The sequence below is a fragment of the Micromonospora sp. WMMD734 genome (assembly GCF_049178975.1).
Taxonomy (GTDB): domain Bacteria; phylum Actinomycetota; class Actinomycetes; order Mycobacteriales; family Micromonosporaceae; genus Micromonospora; species Micromonospora wenchangensis.
Window position 1 is genome coordinate 7,121,010 of sequence record NZ_JBMHMK010000001.1, and the last position, 24,049, is coordinate 7,145,058.

Below are 24,049 nucleotides of genomic sequence, written 5' to 3' on the forward strand. Positions count from 1 at the left end.
CAGGACACGCACAACCAGGGGGACCTGATGAGCCACAGCACCACCCCGACCGCCGGTGGCGTCCTCGCCGCCGCCGCGGCCCTGCAGGACCCCACCCGCGAGACGTACACCCGCGAGCAGGTCGCCTACCTGATGCGCCTCGCCTACGACTCCGGCCGCACCGCCACCCACCTCGCCGACGTCGCCCGCATCCACTGCGCCAGCGTCGACTCCGGGTGGACCCGCCAGACCTACGAGCAGCGGGTCGCCGAAGAGATGGCCGAGATGGACCACGTCGCCCGCGCCGTCGCCGCCCGCGAGGGCCGCACCTACCGGGTGCACCCCGGCGGCCCGGTGGATTGGGAGACCGGGCAGCCGGTCCGGCACCTCGAGGTCGCGGCGTGACCGACATCAGCCTGTGGGAGGGCATGGACGTGGAGGCACCGCCGGAGCCGAACCCGTTCGACCCGGACCGGCACCCGGAAGAGCACGCCGCCCACGACCGCCAGACCGCCGAGGCCCGCGCTGCCGTCCAGGCCGCGATGGAGCGCCAGCGCGCCGAGCGGCAGGCCGGCTACCTCGCCGAGGAGACCGCGCGGGAGCTGGTCCGTATCAAGGCCCGCCACGCCGCACAGGCGCTGTGGGAGCAGGAGCAGGCCGCCCTCGCCAAGGCCCAGGCCCGGGACGAGGCCCGCGTCCAGGACGGCGCGGTCTTCCTGCTCGACATCCCGCCGACACCGCCGGCCCTGTGGGGCAAGGGCGAGGACATTCTCTGGGCGCGCGGTGAGGCCCTGATGATCGCCGGCCCGCAGGGCGTGGGGAAAACCACCGTCGCCGGACAGCTCCTCCGGGCGACGGTGGGGCTTCCCGGTGACGTCCTCGGCTTCCCGGTGGAACCGTGCCAACGGCGCGTGCTGTACCTGGCCATGGACCGGCCGGAGCAGGCCCGCCGCAACCTGGCGCGCATGTTCGCCGACGCCGAGGACGAGATTGGTCGGGGCTACCTGGCGGAGATCCTCCGCTTCTGGTCCGGTCCGCCGCCGACGGACTTCGCCGCCGACCCGGCCGGCCTGCTGCGCCTGGCCGAGCAGCACGAAGCGGACGTGGTGTTCGTCGACAGCCTCAAGGACGCCGCGGTCGGCCTGTCGAAGGACGAGGTCGGTGCTGGCTACAACCGGGCCCGGCAACTCGCCCTCGCCGAGGGGGTGCAGCTCGTGGAGCTGCACCACACGGTGAAGAACGGGGCGGACGGCGGGAAGCCCAACAACATCAACGGCATCTACGGATCGACCTGGCTGACGTCCGGCGCCGGGTCGGTGGTGCTGCTGTGGGGCGAGCCCGGTGACCCGGTCGTCGACCTCGTGCACCTCAAGCAGCCCATGAACGAAGTGGGCCCGCTCAAGGTGCTGCACAACCGGGTGACCGGCCTGTCCGAGGTCTACCAGGACGAGGACACCGATGTGGTGGCGCTCGCCCGCCGGTGTGCTTCGACGGGCGTCTCGGTGCAGGAGGCCGCCGGCTGCATGTTCTCGGCGGAGAAGCCGACCCGGGCGCAGGTGGAGAAGGCCCGCCGGAAGCTGCGGGACCTGGTCCGCCAGGGCCTGCTGACCGAGCGGGCGGCGACGGATGGCCAGGGCGGCCGGGGTCACGGGGACCGGTGGTTCGCGGCGGCTCCGGCGTCGTGGACGGGCGATGAGGAGGCCCCCGATGACCGATACCAGTAGCGAAGTTCCGCGTACGGAGAGTGTCGAAGAAAGTCACGGAGAAAGTCACGCGTCGATGTCTGACCGAAAGTCACGGAGAAAGTCACGCGTCGATACCCCCGCTGCGTTTCCGCAGGTCACAAAGTCACGCGACGCGGAAGAGAAAGTCACGCCACCCCTCCCTCGGAAAGTCACGTTTTCCGCCCTCTCTTTAGGGAGGGCGGAACGTGACTCCGAGAGGGGGGAGATCAACAACAACCCCACCCCCGAACCCGCCGACGACGACCTCACCGCCCGGCGTCGCGCCGTCCTCGGCCGCCTCGCCCAGCAGAAGCCCGCCTACCGCCCCCGGGAGACCCCATGACCCCCCGCCGCCCCCGCGACATCGGCACCGCCGCCGAAACCGCCGTCGTCCGCTACCTCGTCGCCAACGGCTGGCCCACCGCCGAACGCCGCAGCCTCCGGGGTGCCGCTGACGCCGGAGACATCACCGGCACCCCGTCGGTGTGCTGGGAGATCAAGGGAGGCGACGCAGCCCGGCAGGCGTCCGACCTCACCATCAACCGCTGGATGGCCGAACTCGACGCCGAAACGTTCAACGCCCGCGCCCAGCACGGCGTCCTCGTCGTCCAACGCGCCGGAGTCGGCCCCGCCAATGCCGGCCGCTGGTGGGCGTGGATGACCGCCGCGCAACTCACCACCCTCGCCATCCAGGCGCCGGCCGACATCCGCGGCTGCACCGGGTGGCCCGTCCGGATGCTCCTCGCCGACGCCGTCAACCTGCTCCGCGCCGCCGGCTACGGCGACCCCGAGCCCGACGACCTGGACGCCGACACCTACCCGGGCGACTACGACCTGGACGCCTGCCAGCCGGGTGACCTGACCGCCGTCCCGTACCGGACCAGCCGCGCCGACACCACCACCGTCCACCTCCCCGACCACGACATCACCTGAGGAGCATCCCGATGCGACGACGCCTCACCATCACCCTCTGCGGCAGCACCCGCCGCGCCGCCCACGACCTCGTCCGCGTGCACCGCGCCCTGGCCCTCGCCGGGCACCTCGTCCACGCCCCCGTGCCCCACTTGCCCGGAGAGCCCACGCCCACCGACGAGCAGACCCGGCAGCTCGCCGACCGGCACCGCGCCGCCATCGACGCCAGCCACCTGGTGATCGCCGTCATCCCCGACGGCCAGCCCGGCCAGGCCACCCGCGCCGAGATGACCTACGCCGAGCGATACGCCCCCGCCGCCCGCTGGGTCACCGACGTCGACGCCCTCGTCGGCGACCCGGCCGCCTGGCTCGACGGAGCCGACATCCACCCCGCCCTCCAGCCCGCGACCGTCTGAGGAGCACCGTGAAGCCGCCCATCCCGTACTTCGGCGGGAAGATCACCACCGGCCCCACCATCGCCGCGCTCCTGCCCGACCACGACCACTACGTCGAGCCCTACGGTGGCAGTCTCGCCGTCCTCCTCGCCAAGGCCCCCAGCCGGCATGAGACCGTCAACGACCTCGACGGCGACCTCATGACGTTCTGGCGGGTCCTCCGCGACCAGCCCGACGACCTCGCCCGGGTGTGCGCCCTCACCCCGCACAGCCGCGCCGAGCACCATGCCGCCTACGAGCCGGCCGACACCGACCTGGAGCGGGCCCGCCGCGTCTGGGTGCAGCTCACCCAGGGGCGAGCCGGAATCCGCACCCGCACCGGCTGGCGGCACTTCGTCAACCCCGTCGGATCGCCCGCCGGCATGCCCCGCTACCTCTCCGGCTACGTCGGCCGGATCGGCCCCGCCGCCGAACGCCTCCGTGAGGTGTCCCTGGAATCCACGCCCGCCCTCGACCTGATCGCCAAGTTCGGCGCCTACCCCGAGGTGCTCCTCTACGTCGACCCGCCGTACCTGGGCACCACCCGCACCGGCGGCGGCTACGTGCACGAGATGAAGCGCGAAGTCGACCACCGCGACCTGGCCGACGCCCTCCACGCATGCAAGGCCGCCGTCGTCCTCTCCGGCTACGCCAGCGACCTCTACGACCGGGAGCTGTACGCCGGCTGGGACCGCCACACCATCGCCGCCAGCACCGGCCAGGGCGGCACCTGGGCCAATCGCACCGAGGTCCTGTGGTCCAACCGGCCCCTCGGCCACCAGCCCGCCCTGCTCGCCGCTGACGCCTTCGACATCCCGACCGCCTGATGGAGGCCCCATGCCCGACACCGACCGCATCCCGCTGCGCACCACCGAGCTGTCCACCGCCGGCCAACTCGCCCAGGTCACCCGGGACCGCGACCTGCTCCGCACCGAACTCGGCCAGGCCCGCGCCGAACTGACCGACGTCCTCCACGACCTCCAGGTCGCCGTCGGACCCAGCTACAGCGCGCCGTCGTCCGCCGCCGTGGAGGCCGTCCGGCAGATCAGCGAGGCCCGGACGGCGCTGGCCGATGCCCTCGATGAACTGAAGCACTCCCGCGACAGCGACAACTTCCGCGCCGGAGTCATCCGCGAGCACGCCGCCGAGCTGGGTGCCGCCGGTGAGGTCATCGCCGTCGTGCGCGACGCCCAGGAGCGCATCGACCGGGCCCTTGCCGGCTACGACACCCGGCCCGAGGTGGCCCTGAACGACGGCACGGCCGAGCGGGACGACTGTGAGCGCCTCGCCGATGCCCTGGAGCACGCCGAGAGCGTCCTCGTCGACAATCGCGACCGCATCTGGCGACCCGCCCCCGACGGCGTCACCTACCACCGGCACCCCTTCGGCCGCCGCACCCGCGACACCCTCGACCGCCAGTACGGGCCCACCCAGACCGCCATGCTCATCTGGCTCGACGGGCAGGACGACGAGGACGACGAGGTCGGCCGATGCGAACACGACGTCAGCCTCGACGAATGCCGCCAATGCCTCATCGACACCTACGGACCCGACGCGGGAGACAGCCAGCCGGCGGTGCCCGCGCCGTCCCCCGGTTCCGGCCCGGCCCGCGTGCAGGGTTCGCCGGATCGGGTCGCCCAGGCCACCGGATGGATCGCCGCCGCCGGCATCCCCGTCATCGACCGGGACGTCCGCGCCTGGCTCGACCGGCTCGGTGTGCCCGTGCCGGTGGGCATCTGGCCGCTGATGACCGAGATCCGCCGGGCGGTGATCGCCGCCGGTGACGCCGGGTACGCCGCCGCGCCGGAGCCGATCCGCCCCGCCGACTGGGAGCGGCGGGCGGTCGACGTGGTCCGCGAGGCACTGCAAGCCCCCCCGTTCGTCCACCCCGCAGTCCGCGCCGCCGCGATCGCCGTCCGCGCCATCATCGACGCCGGCCTCGCCGGCCCCGGCGGACGTTGCCCCGATTGCGGCTCCACCTACCCGCGCACCCTGCCCCCGGGCGAGGACGCCCGTTGCTGGACGTGCTCCACCGAGGACCAGACCGGCGGCCTGGACGAGCCGGACCCCGCCGACCTCGACGCCCACCGGCCCACCGTGACCGCGGTCCTCGACGGCATCCGCGCCACGCGGGAGGGCTGACCGGTGAACTGCACCTGCGGCCACACCCGCTTTAGCCACCAACTCGGCCTTAACGCCTGCACCGGGCCCGACTGCGGCTGCACCACCTACCAGACCCCCGACCCCCTCGACGCCGCCCACCGCGAGCTGGCCGGCGCGTACGTCGACCTCGCCGCCGCCCACGCCGACCGCGACCGCCTGGAGACCGCGCTCGCCGCCGAGCAGGCCGCCCACGCGGCCACCCGCACCGAACTCGCCAACACCCGAACCCGGCTGGCCGAACTCGACGAGCTGCGCATGGACCTCGCCGCCGCCCGCCTCGACGTCGAATACCTGACCGCCGAACTCGCCCAGCGGGCGCCCGCATGACCCGCCGCCGCACTGCTCCGCTGGAGGAACCGATGACGCCCTACTACGCCGACGACACAGTGACGCTCTACCACGGCGACATGCGCGCTATCCTCCCCAACCTCGACATTGCTGCTGCCGACTGCATCGTCACTGACCCGCCCTACGGGCTCATGCACACCAGCGGCACCTGCACCTGGGACACGTGGCCCGCCGACTGGCCCACCACCGCCGCCACCATCACCCGCTCCATGTGGTGCTTCGGCACAATGCGCACCTTCCTCGACCGTGCCGCCGAACTCACCGCCGCAGGCTGGCGCATGTCGCAAGACGTCATCTGGTCCAAGGGCTCCGGTACCGGCGTGCAAGCCGACCGGTTCCGCCGCTCCCACGAGATCGCCACCCACTGGTATCGCGGCCAGTGGCGCGACATCCACCACCAGACACCCCGCGTCCCCAGCACCCGCCCGCCAGTGACCCGCCCCGTCGTCCACCGCGCCGACTCCATTCGCGCCGGCCGCAACGACATCTACACCTGGAAACCCACCGGCACATGGACAGACGACGGAACCCGCTACGCCCTCTCCGTCATCACCGCACCCAACATGCAGGGGCGCAGCACCCATCCCACGGAGAAGCCGACGGGCGTCCTGACCCCGCTGATCGAGTACGCCTGTCCGCCCGGCGGCACGGTGCTTGACCCGTTTGCCGGGTCCGGGTCGACCGCCGAGGCAGCCCGGAAGGTTGGCCGCCGCGCTGTCCTCGTCGAGGCCGACGAGGCGTACTGCGAGCGCATCGCCCGCCGGCTCGCGCAGGATGCCCTTCCGTTCGGAGCGTCCGCGTGACCCGCCGTCGTCTGCTGGCCGCCCTCGCCACCGCACTGGTGGCGGGGGTGGCCGGCACCCTCGCACTCGCCGCAGCCGCCGACGCCTGGACCCACGACGGTGCCGCCGTCCTCGTCGCGGTCGCCGCCGCGTGGCTCGGCTCCACCATCCCGCACCTGCCCCGCCGGAGGACCCGGTGATCGAGCTCCTCACCACCGCCCAGGTCGCCGCCATCGCCGGCATCAGCCCCGAAACCGTCCGCGGCTGGTGCCGGCGACACGGCATCGCCAGCCACCGCGTCCTCGGTCACCAGCGCGTCTACTACCCGACCGCCCCAGTCCTCGCCGCCATCGTCGGCCCGCACTACGCCGCCGACCGTCTCCACCGCTTCATCCGCAACCCCCTCAACCGCGTCTGAGGAGCCCCGTTGACCCCGCACCACCTGCACGCCACCGCCGCCCTGGAATCCCTCCGGCTGGCCCGACACCACCTCGCCGCCCTCGCCCGCGACGAAGCCGCCCGCAACGTCTGGGCCGAGCAGCTCCCCGCCGCCCCGATCTCGTCCCCCGCCTACGGCACCCGCCACGCCATCGGCGGCCACGCCGACCCCGTCAGCGGTCGCCTGGCCGTCGAAGAGCCACCCGTCCGAGCCGTCACCTGGGCCACCCGGTGGGAGATCGCCGACAGCCGTCTCAACGGGATCGCCCGCATGTTCGGCATCGCCCAGACCCACACGCTCGCCCGCATCCGCCACGCCATCCCGGCGATGCTGCCCGCCACGGCGGCCGTCCTCGCGCGCCACCTGGTCGACGAGGACGCGCTCGTCCGAGGCTGGCTCGACCTGCCGGCCTACCGCGAACCCTTGCCCAGTGCCGCCTGCCCGCACTGCGGCGAGCGGCAACTCGTCGTCCAGACCGCCGGGCCCGTCGAGGCGTGGACCGTCGTCTGCGCCACCGGCCGACTGTGCACCGGTGCCGGGTGCCCCTGCGAGATGGAAGGCGCCGTCGAGGGCGTGCCGCACATCTGGCCCCGCGCCGTGGTGCTCGGTGCGGTCGCGGGGGCCGCACCCGCCAGCCCGAACAACTGACCCGACCCGACCGACCCGGAGGAGACCCACGATGAGCTACCTCAACCCACCGACCGCCGTCGACCAGGACATCGAGCGAACCGACCGCACCGGCGGTGTCCTCTACGAGATTGCCCGCGAGCGCAGCCGCCAGGACGCGAAGTGGGGCGAGCAGAACCACCCCGACGGCACCGGCCGGGACTACGCGGAGGACGCCCGCATCGCTCGCAACGCGTGCCAGTACGCCGCCCTGAACGACCGTGTCACCTGGCGGCACATCCTCGGCGAAGAAGTCACGGAGGCACTGGCGGAGACCGACACCGCAGCGCTCCGCGAGGAGTTGCTCCAGGTCGCCGCCGTCGCGGTGGCGTGGGTCGAGGCGATCGACCGCCGGACCGCCTGATTCGATCCCCGGCCCGTGGCGTGGGGTCGCCTCGCGTCACGGGCCGGACAACCCGATAGGACCGACCATGACGCGCAGCCTCCGCCACCGGCTCACCCGACGCAGGCGGTCCCCGTACGTCTGGGGATGCGTACCGGTGATCTCTCCGTACCTCGACCGGCTCCGTGCCGCCGCCTTCGAGCCCTGCTGGCGCACCAGCCCGGAGGGCCGCGCGTGCGTGGCCGCCCTGGAGCGGGCGCTCACCCCGCCGCCCGGCACCTGATACCCGTCACAAATGGGTGTGATCAACAAGCCCCACGCCCTGAATCGCGGTAACTGACATTCTCACGAACCAGAAAGGCTGATCGACATGCGGTTCGAGTTCCGCGACGTAGCGATTGAGTTCGTCGACGGCGAGCAAGAGACCGTCTCGATGGCGACCCGGGAGTACATCAGCGACGGGGTCCTGCACCTGTTCCAGAAGAACGGCGAGTACGCCCCCGAGACGCACATGGGCTCGTACCCTCTGGCCAACATCCGGAAGTGGAAGAGGACCGAACGGTGACCGACCTGACGCCCGTCGACCGGGCACCGGCCGTCCGCGACACCGAGGTGTCCGCCAGCACCTGGGCCCTCATCGACGCAGCCACCCCCGCCAGCACCCGCCGCGCCTACCGCGACGAGTGGACCCGCTTCACCCGGTGGTGCTCCGCCCAGCAGCGCACCCCGCTGCCGGCCACCGCCGAAACGCTCGCCGAGTACGCCGGCCACCTCGCCGACCGGGACCTCGCCCCGTCGTCCATCGGCAAAGCGCTCGCCGCCATCACCAAGGCCCACGTCACCGCCGGCCACGGCGAACCCGACCGGCGCGGCGCCCGCGAGGTGCTGCGCGGCTACCGCAAGCGCCACGCCCAGGCCGGCCGCGCACCCCGCAAGGCCCCTGCGATGACCCTCACCGCCCTGCGGGCCATGGTCGCCACCCTCGACCCCGACACCCTCACCGGCGTCCGCGACCGGGCCGTCATCGTCCTCGGCTTCGCCATGGCCGCCCGCCGGTCGGAGTTGGCCGCCCTCAACCTCACCGACCTCGAACCCCACGCCGAAGGCCTCCAGGTCACCGTCCGCATCTCCAAGACCGACAAGGACGGCCACGGCCGCATCGTCGCCGTCCCGTACGGCTCCAACCTCGCCACCTGCCCCGTCCGCGCCGTCGAACAGTGGCGCACCGCGCTCGCCCACCACGGCCGCGACACCGGACCACTGTTCGTCCGCATCGACCGGCACGGCCGCCTCGGGCACGTCGCCACCGGCCGAGGCGACACCGACGGCCGGATCACCGGCGAGACAGTCGCCGCCATCATCCGGAGGGCTGCCGTCGCCGCAGGCCTCGACGCCGCCCAGGCGTTCAGCGGCCACTCGCTGCGGCGCGGGTTCGCCACCGCCGCCTACGCCGCACCCGACGCCGACCTCGTCCGCATCGCACGCCACGGCGGCTGGAAAGAGGGCAGCGCGGCCCTGTTCGGGTACCTCGAAGAAGTCGACCGGTGGCGCAAGAACCCCGCCGCCGGCATCGGCCTGTGACCACCGGACTGCTCGACCAGTGAGGGAGACTCGGACCATGGACGACCAGGTGACCAGCCTCTGCCACCACTGCGGATCGGTCCTCGCCCCCACCGGCCGCTGCCCCGGCGACACCCCGCTGATCCACCACGACGGCGACGAGTACGGCACCGCCGCCCAGATCGCCCACCGCCTTGGGGTGGACGTCGACGCCGCCCTGATCCGCCGGTGGGCCTACCGCTCCCGCCGCCCCGGCCGGCTGTCAGGCCAACTCCCCGGCCACCACCTGCCCGGCCGGGGACGCGGCACCACCTGGTACCGGTACGCCGACGCCGCCCGGGTCGAGATGCTCACCAGCACCAGCCCCACCGGCCTCAAGCGCGGCGAGTTGACGCAGGTTGCCTGACCGCGCGATCATCTGTCACATCCACCTCGTAGGCGAGGTGTGCCCACAGCCCGGCAGGTCGACCCCCCAGGTCCCGCCGGGCTGTCGTGTGTCCGGGGACGGGACGCAGGGGCGCGGGGAGAGCGGGCCGGGCACTGGCGGCGGTGCCCGGCCCGCACACCCGACGGAGGTGAACCGTGCCGCGCGCACTCAAGGTCTGCTCCAGGCCAGGCTGCCCCAACCTCACCCCCGGCGGCCGATGCGGCACGCACAGACGCGAGGCAGACCAGCAGCGAGGCAGCAGCGCCCAGCGCGGATACGGCCCGACCTGGGCCCGACACCGAGCCGCCTACCTCCGCCGCCACCCGACGTGTCGGCTGTGCCCCGCCAAGGCCACCGTCGCCGACCACCACCCCGTCAGCCGCCGCGACCTCGTCGCCCAGGGCGTCACCGACCCCGACGCCGACCAACGGCTCCGCCCGCTGTGCACGTCCTGCCACGGCAGAGAGACCGCACGCCACCAGCCCGGAGGATGGAACGCCCGATGAAGCTGCATGCTGGTGGAATCCACCGCCGCTTGGTCCTCACCACCCGCCGGTTCAGGGCGATACGTGACCTGCTCGTGGCCGCCGACCGGATGCGCGACCGGTGGGCTGAAGGCGACGAAGCAGTGCGGCGTGAGCTGTGGACCAACCTGCACAAGCGCGCCGACGACCTGCGCGACTCCATGGCCTGAACGAATGTCACGCAGCGTCACCAGGGGTGGGGGGTGACCCCCACGGACCCCCAGGTCAGAGGACCGCCGGGGAGGTGGCCGAATGTCGCGGAGGGTTCAGACGTCCAGATTGGCTAGTGGCGGTCACGCAAGGTGACTGCCGACCGATGCCGCGCAAGGCGGCTGAGGAGTGATCGACATGTCTCGTGGTGGTGCGCGTAACCGTTCGGGTCCACCGCCGGATCCGCTGTCGGGCCGCAGTGACCGGCGAGGGCTGAAGCTGACCGCTCTGCCGTCGGAGGGTTACGCCGGCGAGGTGCCGCCGTTCCCGCTGCCCCGGCCGAAGGCGCGAGAGCAGGAGCTGTGGCGGTGGGCGTGGTCGACGCCCCAGGCATGCGCGTGGTCGCGGGAGCCGTGGCGGTGGCAGGCGGTGGCGATGTGGGTGCGCACGTCGGTGATCTGCGAGAGCGCGAAGGCCACGGCGGCGGACAAGAACGCACTGCACCGGTTCGCCGACCAGATCGGGCTGACCCCGGCGGGGCTGAAGGAGAACGGCTGGGCGATCGCGGCGGACCAGCTCGCGGAGAAGCGGGCCGATGTGCCGGTCGAGCCGGCCGATGACGTGCGCGGGCGCCTGAGGGTCGTTCCGAATGCGGCCGGCGGCTGACCAGTACGTCGTCGACTTCCCCACGCTGTGGGTGGTACCGGCCTGGATCGAGAAGCACTGCATCATCCCGGATGGCTTCCGCAAGGGCCGGCCGTTCCGGATGTACGAGTGGCAGCTGTGGATCACCGCGAACCACTACCGGGTGCGCCCGCAGGCACGCCAGGACGAGGCGTTCCTCGCTGGCGACCCGGACGCGATCCCGGTCCGGTCGGAGGCGTTCCACTTCCGGCGCTCGCAGGTCATCGCCCCGCAGAAGACCGGCAAAGGTCCCTGGTCGGCGGCGCTGGTGTGCGCGGAGGCGCTCGCGCCGGTGCTGTTCTTCGACTGGGCGGGCGATGACGATCGGTTCGTGTGCGCGGAACATGGCTGCGGTTGCGGCTGGGTGTACCGGTACCGGCCGGGCGAGCCCATGGGGATGCCGTGGCCGACGCCGCTGATCCAATTGCTGGCCACCTCTGAGGACCAGGTCGACAACGTGTACCGGCCGCTGCAGGCGATGGCCCGCGGTGAGCGGCTGCGGGACCGGATGAAGGTCCGCGAGGGGTTCATCCGGCTGCTGGGTGAAGACGGCGACCCGGACCTGAACCGCATCGACGTGGTGACCAGCTCGGCGCAGTCGCGGTTGGGTAACCCGATCACGTTCTGCCTGCAGGATGAGACGCAGCTGTACAACGCCACGAACAAGCTGATCAAGGTGGCGGAGACGATGCGGCGGGGCGCGGCGGCGATGGGTGGCCGGAGCGTGGAGACGACGAACTGTTTCAACCCGGCGGAGAACTCGGTGGCGCAGCGGACGTTCGAGTCGACGCGGCGCGACATCTTCAAGTTCTACGAGCCGCCGCCGACGGAGCTGAAGTACCGGCTGAAGGCGGACCGGGCGAAGATCCACGCCTTCAACTACGCGGGTTCGCCACACGCTGACCGGCACGGTATCGAGGCTGAGGCGGCGGAGTTGATGGAGACCGACCCGGCCCAGGCGGAGCGGTTCTACGGCAACCGGATCGTCTACGCGGCCGGCTCGTGGCTGCCGGAAGGGCTGTGGGAGTCGAGGAAGGTTGCGCCGTGAAGCAGTCGGTCTGCCTCGGCTTCGACGGGTCGGAGTCGTCGGACTGGACGGCGATCCGAGCCGAGCGACTGGACGGCTTCCAGTTCACCCCGACGTACGGGCCGGACCGGCGGCCGACGATCTGGGATCCGGCGCAGTGGGGCGGCCAGATTCCCCGCGGTGAGGTGCATGCGGCGGTCGACGAGCTGTTCGACACCTACCAGGTACGGATGGCGTACTGCGACCCGCAGGACTGGCGCTCGGAGATCGGCGACTGGGCGCTGCGCTACGGCGCGGAGCACGTCGCGGAGTGGTCGACGAACCGGATCACGCAGATGCACGAGGCGTTGAAGCGGTTCCTGACGGACCTGACGACGGGGGCGATCACCCACGACGGGTGCCCGATCACCGCCGTGCACGTGGCGAATGCGCGGAAGGTCGCGAAGCCGGGTCAGAAGTACATCCTTGGCAAGCCGACGGAGCACCAGAAGATCGACGCGGCGATGGCCAGCGTGCTGGCGCACGAGGCGGCGGCGGTGCACCGGGCGGCGGGGTGGACGGATGAGCCGCAGGACAACCGGGTGATCGTGTTCCGATGAGCTGGAGGGGGTTCCGTGGCGCTCAGCGAGGAAGAGCGGGAGACCCTCGGCCGGCTGACCTTGCAGTTGCTGCGGGCGCAGCGTCCGATCCGGCGGCTGAACGCCTACTACGACGGCGAGCAGCGGGTCGAGCAGCTCGGTTTGGCGGTGCCACCGGAGTTGCGGCAGTTCCTGACGATCGTGAACTGGCCCGGAACTTACGTGGACGCCGTCGAGGAGCGTCTCGACCTGGAGGGGTTCCGGCTGCCGGGCGCCGACGAGGCCGACGCCGAGCTGTGGCAGGTGTGGCAGGAGAACGACCTCGATGAGGAGTCGCAGCTCGGCCACCTGGACGCGCTGGCGGTGAGGCGGGCGTTCGTCGTGGTGGGTTCCGGGGATGACACCCCGGATGCCCCGGACGCGGACGGGCAGGCCGGTGATCGGGATCCCGCGACGCCGCTGGTGACGGTGGAGTCGGCCACCGAGGTGACGGTGGAGTTGTCCCCGCGGACACGGCGGGTGTCGGCGGCGGCGAAGGTGTATCAGGACGGCGGCGTACACCGGTCGACGTTGTATCAGCCCGACAGCACGGTGTGGCTGGAGCGGCGTAATGCGCGCTGGGTGGAGGTGGACCGCGACGAGCACGGCCTTGGTGTGGTGCCGGTGGTGCCGATCGTGAACCGGCCGCGGCTGGCGCGGCGTGAGGGTCGGTCGCAGTTGGAGCGGGTCATCGACCTGACGGACGCGGCGGCCCGTGCGTTGACGAATGCGCAGCTCGCGACGGAGATCATGGCGATTCCGCAGCGGTATGTGCTCGGTGCCAGCAAGGGCGACTTCGTCGACAAGGACGGCAATCAGCTCGCTGCGTGGGAGGCGTACTTCGGCGCGATCTGGGCGCTGCAGAACAAGGACGCGAAGGTCGGCCAGTTCACGGCGGCCGACCTGGCGAACTTTAAGACGATCGTCGACCACTACGCCTCGCTGGTGGCCGGTGTGACCGGTCTGCCGATGCGGTACCTGGGGCAGTCGACGACGAACCCGCCGAGCGCGGAGGGTATTCGCGCTGACGAGTCTCGTCTGATCAAGACGTGTGAGCGGTTCCAGCGCACGGCGGGCGGGGCGTGGGAGCGCACGATGCGTCTGGTCCGTCGGATCATCGACGGGGACTGGGATCCGAAGCTGACGCAGATGGAGACGCTGTGGCGTGACCCGGCGACACCGACGCGCGCCCAGCAAGCGGACGCTGCCGTCAAGCTGGTCCAGGCCGGCGTGCTGCCGGTCGAAGCGGCTTGGGAGGACATGGGGTACTCGGCGGTGCGACGCAGGAAGCTGAAGGCGCTGCGGGACGCTGAGCGGGCTGCTGACCCGATGGCGGGCATCGCCCGCGAGCTGGTCGGCACCGTGCCACCGCCGGTACCGGCTGACGCCAATGTCGGCGGTTGAGGTCGCCCAGGACCATGCTGCGGCCCGCCGCCGGCTGGCCCTGGCGGTCGCCGCCGAAGCGGGCCGGTTGTGGGCCCTGGTGGACCCAACGCGGATCGGCGAGTCGTGGCTGGGGTCGCTGGCGCGGCTGCTGGTGCTGCTGACCGGCGCCCAGGTGGCGGTGGCCGGCCGCGCGGACCGGTACCTCGACGAGGTGCTCGACGCCCAAGGTGTCGCGTCGGCGGCGGCGGGCCGGGTGTCGGCGCAGGCGCTGGCGGGTGTCGCGTCGGACGGTCGGGACCTGGGCGACCTGCTGTATCGGCCGGTGGTGACCACGCTGGTCGGTGTCAAGGCGGGGGCGCCGGTGAATCAGGCGCTGGCCGGTGGGGCGGCGAACCTGGACATGATCGTGCGGACGCAGGTCGCGGACGCTGGTCGGGTCGCCGATCAGGTGGCGATGGTGGTGCGGGATGTGCCCGGGTATCGGCGGATGCTGGTGGGCCGGTCCTGTGCCCGGTGCGTGGTCCTGGCGGGCCGGTTCTACCGGTACAACGCGGGGTTCGACCGGCATCCACGGTGTGACTGTGTGCACGTGCCGGCGCGGGAGGACACCGCCGAGGAGATCCGCACCGACCCGAAGATGTTCTTCGCCAGCCTGTCCCGGGCGGAGCAGGACCGGGTGTTCACGGCGGCCGGCGCAGAGGCGATCCGCCTCGGTGCGGACATCGGCCAGGTGGTCAACGCGCGCAAGGGTGCTCGCGGTCTGACGCCGGCCGGGGCGCGGATCACGGCGGCTGAGGCGCGGATGCTGCGCGGCGGTCGGGACCGTGGCCGACTGGAGGCGGTCGACGTGTACGGCCGGCCGCTGTTCATCACCTCGGAGGGTGTGACGACCCGGGGCGTGGCTGGTGTGCGGCTGGGTGCGAAGCAGACCGGGGTGAAGCTGGAGGGTCAGCGGTACCGGTCGGCGAAGACGCCCCGGCTGATGCCGGAGTCGATCCTGGCGATCGCCGGGAACGACCGGCAGGAAGCGATCAGGCTGCTCAAGCGGTTCGGCTACCTGCTGTAGAGACTTCCCCGGCGCGCAAGGCGTCGGGGCCGACCCCGCAACGGAGTCACGATGAGGATCCACCTGCCGGCCCTCGGGCCGGACATGCCCGTCCACCCGTACACCGGACTCACCGCGATTGGTCTGCGCCGCAACGGCCAGCCGATCTGGCCCGTCAGGGGCGGCGCCCCGGACGACGACGACTCCGGCACCGGAGACGACGACGGGGACACGGGCGACGGCGACGGTGACGCCCAGGTCGGCGGTGACGCCGACGACCTGGGCGACGCCGGGAAGCGGGCCCTCGACACGATGAAGGGCCAGCGCAACAAGGCCCGCGCTGACCTGCGCCCGTGGACCGCACTGGCCCGGGAGCTGGGCGTGAAGACGCCCGACGAGGTCAAGGCGCTCCTGGCCAAGAAGAAGCCCGGCGACGGCGGCGGGGACGACCAGGTCGACCCGGAGCAGATCCGCCGGGAGGCCCGCGCCGAGGCGCAGCGCGAGACGCTGAACGATCGCGTGCTGGACAAGATCGAGGCGAGGGCGAGGCGGTTCGCCGATCCGGCCGACGCGGCGGCGTTGCTGCTGCGTGAGCACGGCGTCGACGACTTCCTCGACGGCACCCGCATCGACGGTGACGCGATCGCGGAGGCCCTCGACGACCTGCTGGAGCGCAAGCCGTACCTCGCGGCCAAGGCGGCCGAGCCGGAGCGCAAGCCGCCGAAGCCGGACCCGTCGCAGGGTGCCCGGGGCGGTGCGAAGCCCACCCCGGCGGACCGGGCCAGCAAGCGCCTGGAGCGGCTCGGTATCCGCAAGCCCGCCAGCACCTGACCTACCCCCGGGGCGTACCGCCGTCGGGGTCATCCACCCAGAGATGAGGGATCACACCCATGTACAGCGATCTTGGGGTGACGAAGACGACCCGGCGTGCCGGCGGTCCCGCGTGGGCCGGCGAGTTCCCGGTCGACTGTGCACCCATCACCCTCGACGCGGACGCGGTCCTGGCCGTGTACCCCGACGGCAACATCCCGGACGGGGCGTGCCTGGCGCTGGTCACCGCGACCGGCCGGCACGCGCCGTACGGCGGCAGCTCGGAGGAGGTGCAGACGCTCACCGTGACGGGCACCCCCACGGGCGGCACCTACACGCTGACCTACAGCGGGCAGACCACCGCAGCGATCCCCTACAACGCGACCGCCGCGCAGGTCCGTACCGCCCTGGAGGCGCTCAGCAACATCGGTGCGGGCAACGTCACCACCGCCGGCGGCGCCCACCCGGGCACCCCGATCACGGTGACGTTCACGGGCACGCTGGCCAACACCAACGTGGCGCAGATGACCGCGAACTCCGGCGGCCTGACCGGCGGCAGCAGCCCGACCGTCACACCGACGACCACCACGGCGGGCGGCGCGGACCTCGGCACGGGCGGCACCGAGACGGCGAAGGGCTTCCTGCTCGGCGACAAGCAGGTCCGGGCGGGCCGGCACGTCGCCGCCGCCCTGTACTACCGGGGTCGCGTGTACGAGGACCTCCTGCCGTCAAACGGTGGCTTCGACGCGCAGGCCCGCGTCGAACTCGCCCCGAACATCTACTTCGACAAGGTGGGTGCCTGAGCATGGCGACCATGGCTCTCGAACTGACCGACCCCGAGGAGCTGACCCTCGCGGCCCGTCAGATCCCGTTCCCGGCGGGCATCCTGCAGCGGTGGCTGCCGTCGGTGACCCGCCGCGACCACCGGTACCTGTTCCGCCGGTCCGCGCGGTCGCTGCGCAGGGCGATCCCGTTCCGGCCGTGGAACACCCCGGCGGTGCCGATGGACCGCGGGGAGATGACCGAGGTCACCGGCCGGATGCTGCCCCTGTCGGGCATCCTGTGGCTCCTCGAAGAGGACTCCCAGCTCCTCGACGCGGCCCGGGCGGCCGGCGACGAAGACGCCATCGCCGAGGTGTTCGACCAGGACCTGCTGACCCTGACCCGGGGCGCCCTCCAGCGGATCATGCTGGCGCAGGGTGAGGCGATCTGGTCGGGCAAGGTCACCGTCGGCACGCCGACGGCCCCGGAGAACCGGCTCCAGCTCGGCTCGGTGGACTTCGGTATCCCGGCGCAGCACTACTTCACCGCCGGCACCCTGTGGAACGCCGGCAGCCCGGACATCTTCGGGCAGCTGGACACGTACAAGACGGTGTACAAGACGACCACCGGGTCCGAGGTCATGCCGGGCGTGATGATCACCAGCACGCGGGTGCTGAACGTGATGCTCAAGGACTCCGACCTGCGGAACATCTTCGGCACCCTCCTCGGTGCTCCGCCGTCGATCGGTGCGGGCAGTGTCCGGCAGGCGCTGACCGACCGGGAGCTGCCCCGGCTGATCATCGACGACACGATGGTCCCGGACCACACCGGTGTGATGCGCCGGCAGATCCCGGACGACCGGATCGTCTTCCTGCCGGAGGAGCCGGGCAACGAGGGTGGGATGCCGGTCGGTCAGACCCAGTGGGGTACGACCGAGGAGGCGAAGAAGCTGGTCCGCGCGCAGGCGCTGGGCGAGGACAACGCACCGGGCCTGGTGGCGGTCGCGATGGAGTCGGAGAACCCGGTCCACACGGGCACGATGGTCGCCGGCATCGCGATGCCGGTCGTCACCGACCCCGACCTGATCATGTCGGTGAAGGTGCTGTGATGGGCCGGCTGATCGACAACACGGTGGTCCGGCACCCGGAGACCGGCGAGCCGGTGCTGCTGGCCGCCGGTGGATCCCTGCCGGACTGGGCGACCGACCTGGTCGGCGACCACCTGCTCGACGGGCCGGGCCGCCCGGCGCCGACTGCGCCGGGTGAGTCCCGGGAGCAGAAGCGGGCCCGCCTGCTGGCGCAGCTCGCCGAGCTGGACGGCGACGAGCAGGACGGGACCGCCCCCGATCCGGACGCCGGCCAGGGCCGGGGCGACGAGGGTCCGCCGCCGAAGGGCGGCCCGGGGTCGGACGCCGAGGCGTGGCGGGCGTACGCGGCCGGCAAGGGCGTCGAGGTGCCGTCGGATGCGAAGCGGCCCGCGATCATCGCGGCTCTCGACGCGGCCGGTGTGCCGACCGAGTGAGACTCCGGCCGGGCCGGGTGGCCACGTCCCGGCCCGGCCGGACCACGCAGGGGAGGGGTGAGCGGTGGCTGACCTGTTCACGCTGGAGCAGCTCGCCTCGTACATGCAGCAGGACCTGGACCAGGCGTCCGCCGAACTGGCCCGTGCGCTGACGACGGCGTTGATCCGCGCCGAGGTGGGTGCCGCCCGCTACGACGCCCTGACCGACCTGTCGCCGTTCCTGCCGGTCGCCCTGGAGGTGGCGCGGCGAACGCTGCTCAACCCGGCCGGCATCCGGTCGGAGCAGATCGACGACTACTCGGTGACGTACGCGGCCGAGGTGATCGGCGGTCCGGCGCTGACCGAGTCCGAGCGGGCGCAGGTTCTCGCGGCGGCCGGCATCCGGGCGTCGGGTGCGTTCACGATCCGCCCGGCCGGCACGCCGCCGGCCCGGTACTGCTGGAGGGGGTGACCATGGCGAACGGCTACTTCACGCCCTTCACGGAGGGTCTGCTGGACGCGACGATCGACCTGGACACGGCCGTCATCAAGGTGGCGCTGGTCAGGGGCTACACCTTCTCGGCCAGCCACAAGTTCGTGAGCGATGTGACCGGTGCGGGCGGCACCATCAACGGCACCTCTGCCGCGCTGGCCAACAAGACCGTCACCGGTGGGGTGTTCGACGCCGACGACACGGGCGTGTCGGCGACGGCCAGCACCGCCGACCACGGCTGGCTGCTGTTCCAGGCCAGCGCGGTCACTGGCGGTGCGGACGTCGCGGCGTCGGCGCAGCGGGTCATCGCCTGGTACGACACGGGCACGGGCCTGCCGGTGAAGCCGGGCACGGGGACGGTGTCGTTGACGTGGCCGGCGGCGAACCCGAAGATCCTCAAGGTCGGCTGACCGGAGGCGAGTGTGGCGGTCTCGACCTTCGAGGGCCTACCGACGGGGGCGGTGACCGCCGCAGCGGCCGGCTTCGACTTCATCAGCAGCCCGACCGGCGGCGGCGCCCAGATCATCAGCACCAACCCGTACAGCGGCACCCGGGCGTTGCAACTGACCACCGGCTCGGCCGGGGCGATCTGCTTCGCCGAGCGGACCACCCTGCTGGGGGCGGCGTCGACCGGCCAGGTGTTCGGCCGGACCAGGGTCCGTATGCCGGTGCTGCCTCCGGACACCACCGGCATGCGCATCCTGGTGGTCACCGACTCGGGCGGGGCGTTCCTCGGCGACGTGCGGATCGTGGCGTCCGGGAAGGTGCAGCTGCGGTCCGGGGCGGGTGTGCTGCTGGCGTCGTCCACGGTGACACTGACCGCCGACCAGTGGGTGGACGCGGCGATCGGCCTGCTGGCCTTCAGCTCGACGGTCGGCCAGCTGGAGATGCGGATCTGGGACTCGGGTGGCTCGGTCGCCGAGACGTGGACCAGCACGGCAACCCTGAACACGATCGGCGCGGGCGGCACCAACAAGGCGCAGGCCGGGGCGGTCCGGTCGGGTGTGAACGGCTTCGTGGTGGTCATCGACGACGTCGACTGGTCCCTCACCGGCTACCCCACGCTGATCCCGGAGTTCCCGACCGCGCCGGCTGGGATCAGCGTGCCGGCGGCGGTCGGCTCCCCGACTTCGGATGCCACCGCGGTGTCCGCACCGGATGGTCTGGCCGTGCCGGTGGCGGTGGGTGCTCCGCAGGGGGCATGGTCGGGTTCCTCGACCCCGGGCGGGCTGGCTGTGCCGTTGGCCGCGGGCGATCCTGCGGCGGTCTGGTCGGTGTCGGCTTCGCCGGATGGGCTGGCTGCCCCGGTCGTGCTCGGCGAGCCGTCCACCGGCTGGTCGACGGAGACCGACCCAGACGGCCTGAGCGTCCCTGTGTCGGTCGGCGGGCCGGCGGCGGCATGGTCGGCCGGGTCGGAGCCGGAGGGACTGCTGGTGCCGATCCTGGCGGGGTCTCCGGGCGCGCACGTACGCGGCCAGCAGGTGGCCCGCCCGTACACCGGGGTGGTGGCGCGGGCTGCTGGCGGGACGGTGGTCCGGCCGGCGAGCGGTGTGGTGGTCCGACCGTAGGAGGTCCGGTGTTGGAGGCGGTGCTGGCCCGGGGGCGTGCGGCGGCCGAGCGGCTGATGGTGGACGCGTGCACGATCCGCCGACGGCCGGGTGAGAGTGACGAGTCGGACGACGACGGCAACGTCATCGTCACGTACGAGGACCTGTACGCCGGGAAGTGCCGGGTGCAGCAGCCCAGCGCCCAGGCCGCGCAGGAAGACGTCGGCGAGGATTTCCAGCTGATGTTGCGCCTGGAGGTGCACCTGCCGATGTCGGTGGTGGGCTTGGAGGCGGGCGACGAGGTGACGATCACCGCGTCGGTCCACGACCCGGACCTGCCGGGCCGGGTGTTCCTGGTGCGGGACCTGGCGCACAAGAGCCACGCGACCGCGCGGCGGGTCGGGGTGACGGAACGGACGAGCTGATGGGCGAGCGGATCGAGACGGGCGAGCTGAAGAAGTGGCAGCACGACCTGGACGAGGTGCTGGTGCAGGCACCGGATCGGGTGCGTGGGGTGGTGCAGCGTGCCGCGTTCCAGATCAAGAAGGACGCCCAGTCCAGGGTGAAGGGGTTGAAGCACGCCCCGGCGTACCCGTACTCGATCTCGTATGACACCCGTGAGCTGGCGGGCCCGACGTTCGTGGCGGAGATCGGCCCGGACAAGGACAAGCGGCAGGGTGCGCTGGGGAACCTGCTGGAGTACGGGTCGGTGAAGAACGCGCCCCGCCCGCACATGGCGCCGGCCGCCGACGCGGAGAAGCCGAAGTTCGAGAAGGCGCTGGAGGATCTCGCGGTGCGGCTGCTGGAGGGGCGATGACGGTTCGGGCGCACGCTGATGCGGTCCTGGGTCTGCTGTCGGCGGCTCCCGGGTCGCTGCGGGTGCTCGACGGGTCGGTGCCGAAGGACGTGCTGCCGCCGTACGTGCTGCTCTACTTCGCCGACGCCGACCCGGAACTGGTCGACAGCACGCCGCTGGACGGACGCTCGGAGCGGTTCGTGCTCCGGGCCTACGTGCACAGCGTTGGCGGCAACGCGGCGGCGGCGAGGGCGCTCGGAGACCGGGTGCGCACGGCACTGCTGGACCAGGTGCCCACGGTGGCGGGCCGGGCGTGCTGGCCGATTCGCCGTGAGGAGGGTCAGCCGCCGCAGCGCGACGAGTCCACCGGCACGCTGGTGATGGACCGGATCGACGTGTACCGGCTGGAGAGCGTCCCTGCCTAGGGCTTCCGCTTCGCCCAGCGTCGCGTCAGCACCCACGTGCCATAGGCGGCAGCCAGGCCGAGTGCCAGCGAGACGACCACGTCGAACGTGGTGCTGCCCATGAACATCATCAGCCGGAACACCACCAGGCCGGCCGCGACGGCGACGACGGCCCGAACACCTTCACTCATGCGGCGCACCGTAGCGGCCCGGCTCCATCGATCCATGCCCAGAGACGGGATCACGACACACAGAGAGGGGTGCGCCGATGGCGCTCCAGGCATCGCAGACCGTCAGCGCGGGGGCTCTCACGACGCCCGCCGCCATCACTCCGAGCGCCTCCGACACGATCGCGTCGTCCAGCTTCGGCCCAGCCGGGGTGCTGTTGCGGGTGATCACCACCGGCACCGCCACCAACGTGGTCGTCCTGGACCCGGGTGCGACGCCGTCCGGCAACGCCGGCTCGCCGCCCACGCTCGCCGCTCCGGCGACGGGGGTCCGCGAGACGCTGATCCCGCTGTCGGCGATCAACCCGTCCACCGGCGTCGCCACGGTCACGTTCAGCGGGGCGCTGACCGGTGTCACGTACGAACTCAAGAGGGTCTGAGGAGGCCACCCCGATGCCGAAGACGAACTACTGGCTGACCGACGGGTACGGCAACAAGGCCCTCGTCGTCGGCACCGACGAACGAGACCGGTGGACCCCGATCGGCTGGGCCGAGTCCACCGAGCCGGCCGGCGACGACATGGTGTGGATGCGGCACGGCGGCCACGGCGGCCATGCCCAGTTCGCGGCCGGCGTCCTGGAGCAGTGGCGGGCGCTGGGCTGGGAGCCGTCGCCCCCGCCAGAGCCGGTCGACGTGCTCCACGACGGCCACCTGGTCGACGTCACCGCGCCGCCCGTCGGGCCGGCGAGCACCGCACCGCAGACCACCACCAAGGCCCCCAGCACCTCGAAGGAGCAGTGACCGATGCCCGACATCACCGCTGATGGCAAGACCCGGGTCGCATGGGTGCCGGCCATCGCGAACATCAACGCGCCGACGACGACCGAGCTGAACGCCGGCATGCTGCTCCAGTCGACGATGACCGCCGACGGTCTGGCCGGGTTCCGGCCGGAGACGGCCGACGTGGACACGTCGGCGCTGGACAGCACGTTCTCGACCAGCGTCAACGGTCGCACCAGCTTCAGCGGCACCATGCTGCGGCTGAAGAAGCAGTCCGGCACGGACACCATCTTCGACACCCTCGTGAGGGACGCGGCCGGCTACGTGGTGATCCGCCGGTCGGTGGCGGCGTCCACGGCGTGGGCGTCGGCGCAGAAGTGCGAGGTGTACCCGGCGCTGTGCGGCGAGGTGGCCCGGGTCGACCCGGAGCCGAACACGGTGGAACGGTACGAGATCCCCCTGAAGATCACGGCCAGCCCGGCGCTGCGCGCCGCCGTCGCCTGATCAACCTGACCCGGGAGGCGGGACCACCAGCCCGGCTCCGCCTCCCGGCGCCACCCTGCGGGCTGGACACGGAAGGGCTGGACGATGACCGACTTCACCACCCTGCTCGCGGCGGCACAGCTGCCCGAACGGACCGTCCCCATCTGCCTGCGGGGCGACCTGACCGCCAAATTCGAGGCGCTGGAACGGCAACTCGACGAGGCACTGCGCACCCCGGCCGATTCCCTGGCCGGTGACGGGTCCGGGGACATCGCCGAGCAGATGGAGACGCTGCGGGCCGAGATGCAGCAGCACACCTACCCGGTGCGACTACGCGCCATGACCCGCCCTGCGTGGCGGCAGTTCGTGGCCTCGCATCCGCCCCGCAAGGGGGACGACGGGGCAGTCGATGATCGCGACAGCGTGCGGGGCGTCAACGTCGACACCTTCTTCGCCGCCCTGGTACGCGCCTCGATTGTTGATCCGCCTCTCGACGACGCGCAGTGGCAGCGCCTGGCCGACGAGGTGCTGACCGACTACCAGTTCACTGAGCTGTCCAGCGCGGCGTGGGCGCTGAACAGGGGTGAGGTGGACATCCCTTTCTCGCCCGTCGCCTCCAGGATGACCCGGAGTACCGGGACCGAGTAGAGGCCGCCGAACGGCTGGGTATCCCGCCGTCCCGCCTCGACGGCCGGGAGCCGGCCGAGGTCACCTGCCACGAGTATGACGACGCTGGCCGGCTGGTGCGGTCGGTGACCAGCCGCGAACCGGAGTGGACCGAGCAGGATCGGGCGGAAATCCTCGCCCTCGCGTTGCGGCGGGCACAGCGGTGCCCTTGCGGGTGCGGGCAGCGGTATGCCGACGTGATCAGCCCCGAAGAGACCGGCCCGGCGTTCGTCGCCGAGCGGGTGGTGTGCCGTGCCCGGCTGGCGCTGCTGGAGGCGCAGAAGGCCGCCGAGACGAAAGACATCATCGGCGGAGCCCGGCTCTGGACCGTGCACAAGAGGAGTGCATAAGCAAGGAACCCCAGCCTAAGCCGGGGTCCTGCGCCAGGTTTGCGGAGTTGCCCCTTCCCCTCCATCCCGGTGCTGCGCCCA

38 protein-coding genes are annotated in these 24,049 nt (G+C 72.1%); 37 read left to right on the plus strand and 1 reads right to left on the minus strand.

Annotated features, from left to right (window positions below):
* The first annotated feature begins 27 nt into the window (after positions 1-27).
* From ACN267_RS31230 to gp17, 32 genes are all read left to right on the plus strand, one after another.
* Positions 28-384 (plus strand): hypothetical protein, encoded by a 357-nt coding sequence (locus tag ACN267_RS31230; RefSeq protein ID WP_421490259.1) that lies wholly within the window; start codon positions 28-30, stop codon positions 382-384.
* Entirely contained in the window at positions 381-1,703 is a 1,323-nt protein-coding gene (locus ACN267_RS31235) for an AAA family ATPase (RefSeq protein ID WP_421490260.1), read from the plus strand. Before ACN267_RS31230 ends, ACN267_RS31235 begins: the two co-directional genes overlap by 4 nt.
* A 339-nt stretch (positions 1,704-2,042) precedes the next feature.
* Positions 2,043-2,636, plus strand: coding sequence for a hypothetical protein (locus ACN267_RS31240; RefSeq protein ID WP_421490261.1), 594 nt, complete (start codon positions 2,043-2,045; stop codon positions 2,634-2,636).
* Between the two features lie 11 nt (positions 2,637-2,647).
* Positions 2,648-3,031 carry a hypothetical protein gene (locus ACN267_RS31245; protein WP_421490262.1) on the plus strand — a complete coding sequence of 128 codons (384 nt, stop codon included), beginning with the start codon at positions 2,648-2,650 and terminating at the stop codon, positions 3,029-3,031.
* Between the two features lie 8 nt (positions 3,032-3,039).
* On the plus strand, positions 3,040-3,876 hold the full coding sequence (locus ACN267_RS31250) for a DNA adenine methylase (RefSeq protein ID WP_421490263.1): 837 nt from the start codon (positions 3,040-3,042) through the stop codon (positions 3,874-3,876).
* Positions 3,877-3,886: 10 nt separating this feature from the next.
* Complete coding sequence (locus tag ACN267_RS31255; protein ID WP_421490264.1) at positions 3,887-5,191, plus strand: hypothetical protein; 1,305 nt, start codon at positions 3,887-3,889, stop codon at positions 5,189-5,191.
* A gap of 3 nt (positions 5,192-5,194) precedes the next feature.
* Positions 5,195-5,539 carry a hypothetical protein gene (locus ACN267_RS31260; protein ID WP_421490265.1) on the plus strand — a complete coding sequence of 115 codons (345 nt, stop codon included), beginning with the start codon at positions 5,195-5,197 and terminating at the stop codon, positions 5,537-5,539.
* A gap of 32 nt (positions 5,540-5,571) precedes the next feature.
* Positions 5,572-6,363, plus strand: coding sequence for a DNA-methyltransferase (locus ACN267_RS31265; RefSeq protein WP_421490266.1), 792 nt, complete (start codon positions 5,572-5,574; stop codon positions 6,361-6,363).
* Positions 6,360-6,542 (plus strand): hypothetical protein, encoded by a 183-nt coding sequence (locus ACN267_RS31270; protein WP_421490267.1) that lies wholly within the window; start codon positions 6,360-6,362, stop codon positions 6,540-6,542. The genes ACN267_RS31265 and ACN267_RS31270 overlap by 4 nt, the downstream gene beginning before the upstream one ends.
* Positions 6,539-6,760, plus strand: a complete 222-nt coding sequence (locus ACN267_RS31275) for a helix-turn-helix domain-containing protein (protein ID WP_421490268.1) — start codon at positions 6,539-6,541, stop codon at positions 6,758-6,760. Before ACN267_RS31270 ends, ACN267_RS31275 begins: the two co-directional genes overlap by 4 nt.
* Before the next feature lie 9 nt (positions 6,761-6,769).
* The gene (locus ACN267_RS31280; RefSeq protein ID WP_421490269.1) at positions 6,770-7,429 is read left to right on the plus strand and encodes a hypothetical protein; all 660 of its coding nucleotides are present in this window, start codon (positions 6,770-6,772) and stop codon (positions 7,427-7,429) included.
* 31 nt (positions 7,430-7,460) lie between these two features.
* Positions 7,461-7,811 carry a hypothetical protein gene (locus ACN267_RS31285; RefSeq protein ID WP_421490270.1) on the plus strand — a complete coding sequence of 117 codons (351 nt, stop codon included), beginning with the start codon at positions 7,461-7,463 and terminating at the stop codon, positions 7,809-7,811.
* Between the two features lie 136 nt (positions 7,812-7,947).
* Positions 7,948-8,073, plus strand: coding sequence for a hypothetical protein (locus ACN267_RS31290; RefSeq protein ID WP_421490271.1), 126 nt, complete (start codon positions 7,948-7,950; stop codon positions 8,071-8,073).
* Between the two features lie 87 nt (positions 8,074-8,160).
* On the plus strand, positions 8,161-8,355 hold the full coding sequence (locus ACN267_RS31295) for a hypothetical protein (RefSeq protein ID WP_421490272.1): 195 nt from the start codon (positions 8,161-8,163) through the stop codon (positions 8,353-8,355).
* Positions 8,352-9,371 carry a tyrosine-type recombinase/integrase gene (locus ACN267_RS31300; protein WP_421490273.1) on the plus strand — a complete coding sequence of 340 codons (1,020 nt, stop codon included), beginning with the start codon at positions 8,352-8,354 and terminating at the stop codon, positions 9,369-9,371. Before ACN267_RS31295 ends, ACN267_RS31300 begins: the two co-directional genes overlap by 4 nt.
* Positions 9,372-9,408: 37 nt before the next feature.
* Entirely contained in the window at positions 9,409-9,756 is a 348-nt protein-coding gene (locus ACN267_RS31305) for a hypothetical protein (RefSeq protein ID WP_421490274.1), read from the plus strand.
* A 523-nt stretch (positions 9,757-10,279) separates the two neighbouring features.
* A complete protein-coding gene (locus ACN267_RS31310; protein WP_421490275.1) occupies positions 10,280-10,471 on the plus strand; it encodes a hypothetical protein in 192 nt (63 codons plus the stop codon).
* A gap of 409 nt (positions 10,472-10,880) precedes the next feature.
* Complete coding sequence (locus ACN267_RS31315) at positions 10,881-11,117, plus strand: hypothetical protein (RefSeq protein WP_421490276.1); 237 nt, start codon at positions 10,881-10,883, stop codon at positions 11,115-11,117.
* Positions 11,101-12,183 carry a hypothetical protein gene (locus tag ACN267_RS31320; RefSeq protein ID WP_421490277.1) on the plus strand — a complete coding sequence of 361 codons (1,083 nt, stop codon included), beginning with the start codon at positions 11,101-11,103 and terminating at the stop codon, positions 12,181-12,183. The genes ACN267_RS31315 and ACN267_RS31320 overlap by 17 nt, the downstream gene beginning before the upstream one ends.
* Positions 12,180-12,761, plus strand: coding sequence for a hypothetical protein (locus ACN267_RS31325; protein ID WP_421490278.1), 582 nt, complete (start codon positions 12,180-12,182; stop codon positions 12,759-12,761). The genes ACN267_RS31320 and ACN267_RS31325 overlap by 4 nt, the downstream gene beginning before the upstream one ends.
* A gap of 15 nt (positions 12,762-12,776) precedes the next feature.
* Positions 12,777-14,183: a phage portal protein gene (locus ACN267_RS31330; RefSeq protein WP_421490279.1), complete on the plus strand. Its 1,407-nt coding sequence runs from the start codon at positions 12,777-12,779 to the stop codon at positions 14,181-14,183.
* Positions 14,170-15,231, plus strand: coding sequence for a hypothetical protein (locus ACN267_RS31335; protein WP_421490280.1), 1,062 nt, complete (start codon positions 14,170-14,172; stop codon positions 15,229-15,231). Before ACN267_RS31330 ends, ACN267_RS31335 begins: the two co-directional genes overlap by 14 nt.
* Positions 15,232-15,282: 51 nt before the next feature.
* Positions 15,283-16,041 carry a hypothetical protein gene (locus tag ACN267_RS31340; protein WP_421490281.1) on the plus strand — a complete coding sequence of 253 codons (759 nt, stop codon included), beginning with the start codon at positions 15,283-15,285 and terminating at the stop codon, positions 16,039-16,041.
* A gap of 59 nt (positions 16,042-16,100) precedes the next feature.
* A complete protein-coding gene (locus ACN267_RS31345; protein WP_421490282.1) occupies positions 16,101-16,823 on the plus strand; it encodes a hypothetical protein in 723 nt (240 codons plus the stop codon).
* 2 nt (positions 16,824-16,825) lie between these two features.
* Positions 16,826-17,890 (plus strand): major capsid protein, encoded by a 1,065-nt coding sequence (locus ACN267_RS31350; protein ID WP_421490283.1) that lies wholly within the window; start codon positions 16,826-16,828, stop codon positions 17,888-17,890.
* On the plus strand, positions 17,890-18,303 hold the full coding sequence (locus ACN267_RS31355) for a hypothetical protein (protein WP_421490284.1): 414 nt from the start codon (positions 17,890-17,892) through the stop codon (positions 18,301-18,303). Before ACN267_RS31350 ends, ACN267_RS31355 begins: the two co-directional genes overlap by 1 nt.
* Positions 18,304-18,367: 64 nt before the next feature.
* Positions 18,368-18,754, plus strand: coding sequence for a hypothetical protein (locus ACN267_RS31360; protein WP_421490285.1), 387 nt, complete (start codon positions 18,368-18,370; stop codon positions 18,752-18,754).
* A gap of 2 nt (positions 18,755-18,756) precedes the next feature.
* A complete protein-coding gene (locus tag ACN267_RS31365) occupies positions 18,757-19,185 on the plus strand; it encodes a hypothetical protein (RefSeq protein ID WP_421490286.1) in 429 nt (142 codons plus the stop codon).
* Positions 19,186-19,236: 51 nt separating this feature from the next.
* A complete protein-coding gene (locus tag ACN267_RS31370; RefSeq protein ID WP_421490287.1) occupies positions 19,237-20,343 on the plus strand; it encodes a hypothetical protein in 1,107 nt (368 codons plus the stop codon).
* Between the two features lie 8 nt (positions 20,344-20,351).
* Complete coding sequence (locus tag ACN267_RS31375) at positions 20,352-20,747, plus strand: DUF6093 family protein (RefSeq protein WP_421490288.1); 396 nt, start codon at positions 20,352-20,354, stop codon at positions 20,745-20,747.
* Complete coding sequence (locus ACN267_RS31380) at positions 20,747-21,139, plus strand: hypothetical protein (protein WP_421490289.1); 393 nt, start codon at positions 20,747-20,749, stop codon at positions 21,137-21,139. Before ACN267_RS31375 ends, ACN267_RS31380 begins: the two co-directional genes overlap by 1 nt.
* Positions 21,136-21,543, plus strand: coding sequence for a tail completion protein gp17 (gp17, locus tag ACN267_RS31385; protein WP_421490290.1), 408 nt, complete (start codon positions 21,136-21,138; stop codon positions 21,541-21,543). Before ACN267_RS31380 ends, gp17 begins: the two co-directional genes overlap by 4 nt.
* Here the strand turns inward: gp17 and ACN267_RS31390 are convergent.
* On the minus strand, positions 21,540-21,713 hold the full coding sequence (locus ACN267_RS31390) for a hypothetical protein (RefSeq protein ID WP_421490291.1): 174 nt from the start codon (positions 21,711-21,713) through the stop codon (positions 21,540-21,542). The genes gp17 and ACN267_RS31390 overlap by 4 nt on opposite strands.
* Before the next feature lie 77 nt (positions 21,714-21,790).
* Here ACN267_RS31390 and ACN267_RS31395 point away from each other — a divergent pair, with 77 nt between their 5' ends.
* The 5 genes from ACN267_RS31395 to ACN267_RS31415 all read left to right on the plus strand — a co-directional run bounded on the left by ACN267_RS31395 (position 21,791) and on the right by ACN267_RS31415 (position 23,968).
* Positions 21,791-22,129: a hypothetical protein gene (locus ACN267_RS31395; protein ID WP_421490292.1), complete on the plus strand. Its 339-nt coding sequence runs from the start codon at positions 21,791-21,793 to the stop codon at positions 22,127-22,129.
* A gap of 13 nt (positions 22,130-22,142) precedes the next feature.
* Positions 22,143-22,490, plus strand: a complete 348-nt coding sequence (locus tag ACN267_RS31400) for a hypothetical protein (RefSeq protein WP_421490293.1) — start codon at positions 22,143-22,145, stop codon at positions 22,488-22,490.
* 3 nt (positions 22,491-22,493) lie between these two features.
* Complete coding sequence (locus ACN267_RS31405; RefSeq protein ID WP_421490294.1) at positions 22,494-22,973, plus strand: hypothetical protein; 480 nt, start codon at positions 22,494-22,496, stop codon at positions 22,971-22,973.
* A gap of 84 nt (positions 22,974-23,057) precedes the next feature.
* Positions 23,058-23,600 (plus strand): hypothetical protein, encoded by a 543-nt coding sequence (locus ACN267_RS31410; RefSeq protein ID WP_421490295.1) that lies wholly within the window; start codon positions 23,058-23,060, stop codon positions 23,598-23,600.
* Positions 23,601-23,704: 104 nt separating this feature from the next.
* Positions 23,705-23,968: a hypothetical protein gene (locus tag ACN267_RS31415; RefSeq protein WP_421490296.1), complete on the plus strand. Its 264-nt coding sequence runs from the start codon at positions 23,705-23,707 to the stop codon at positions 23,966-23,968.
* Positions 23,969-24,049: the final 81 nt, after the last annotated feature.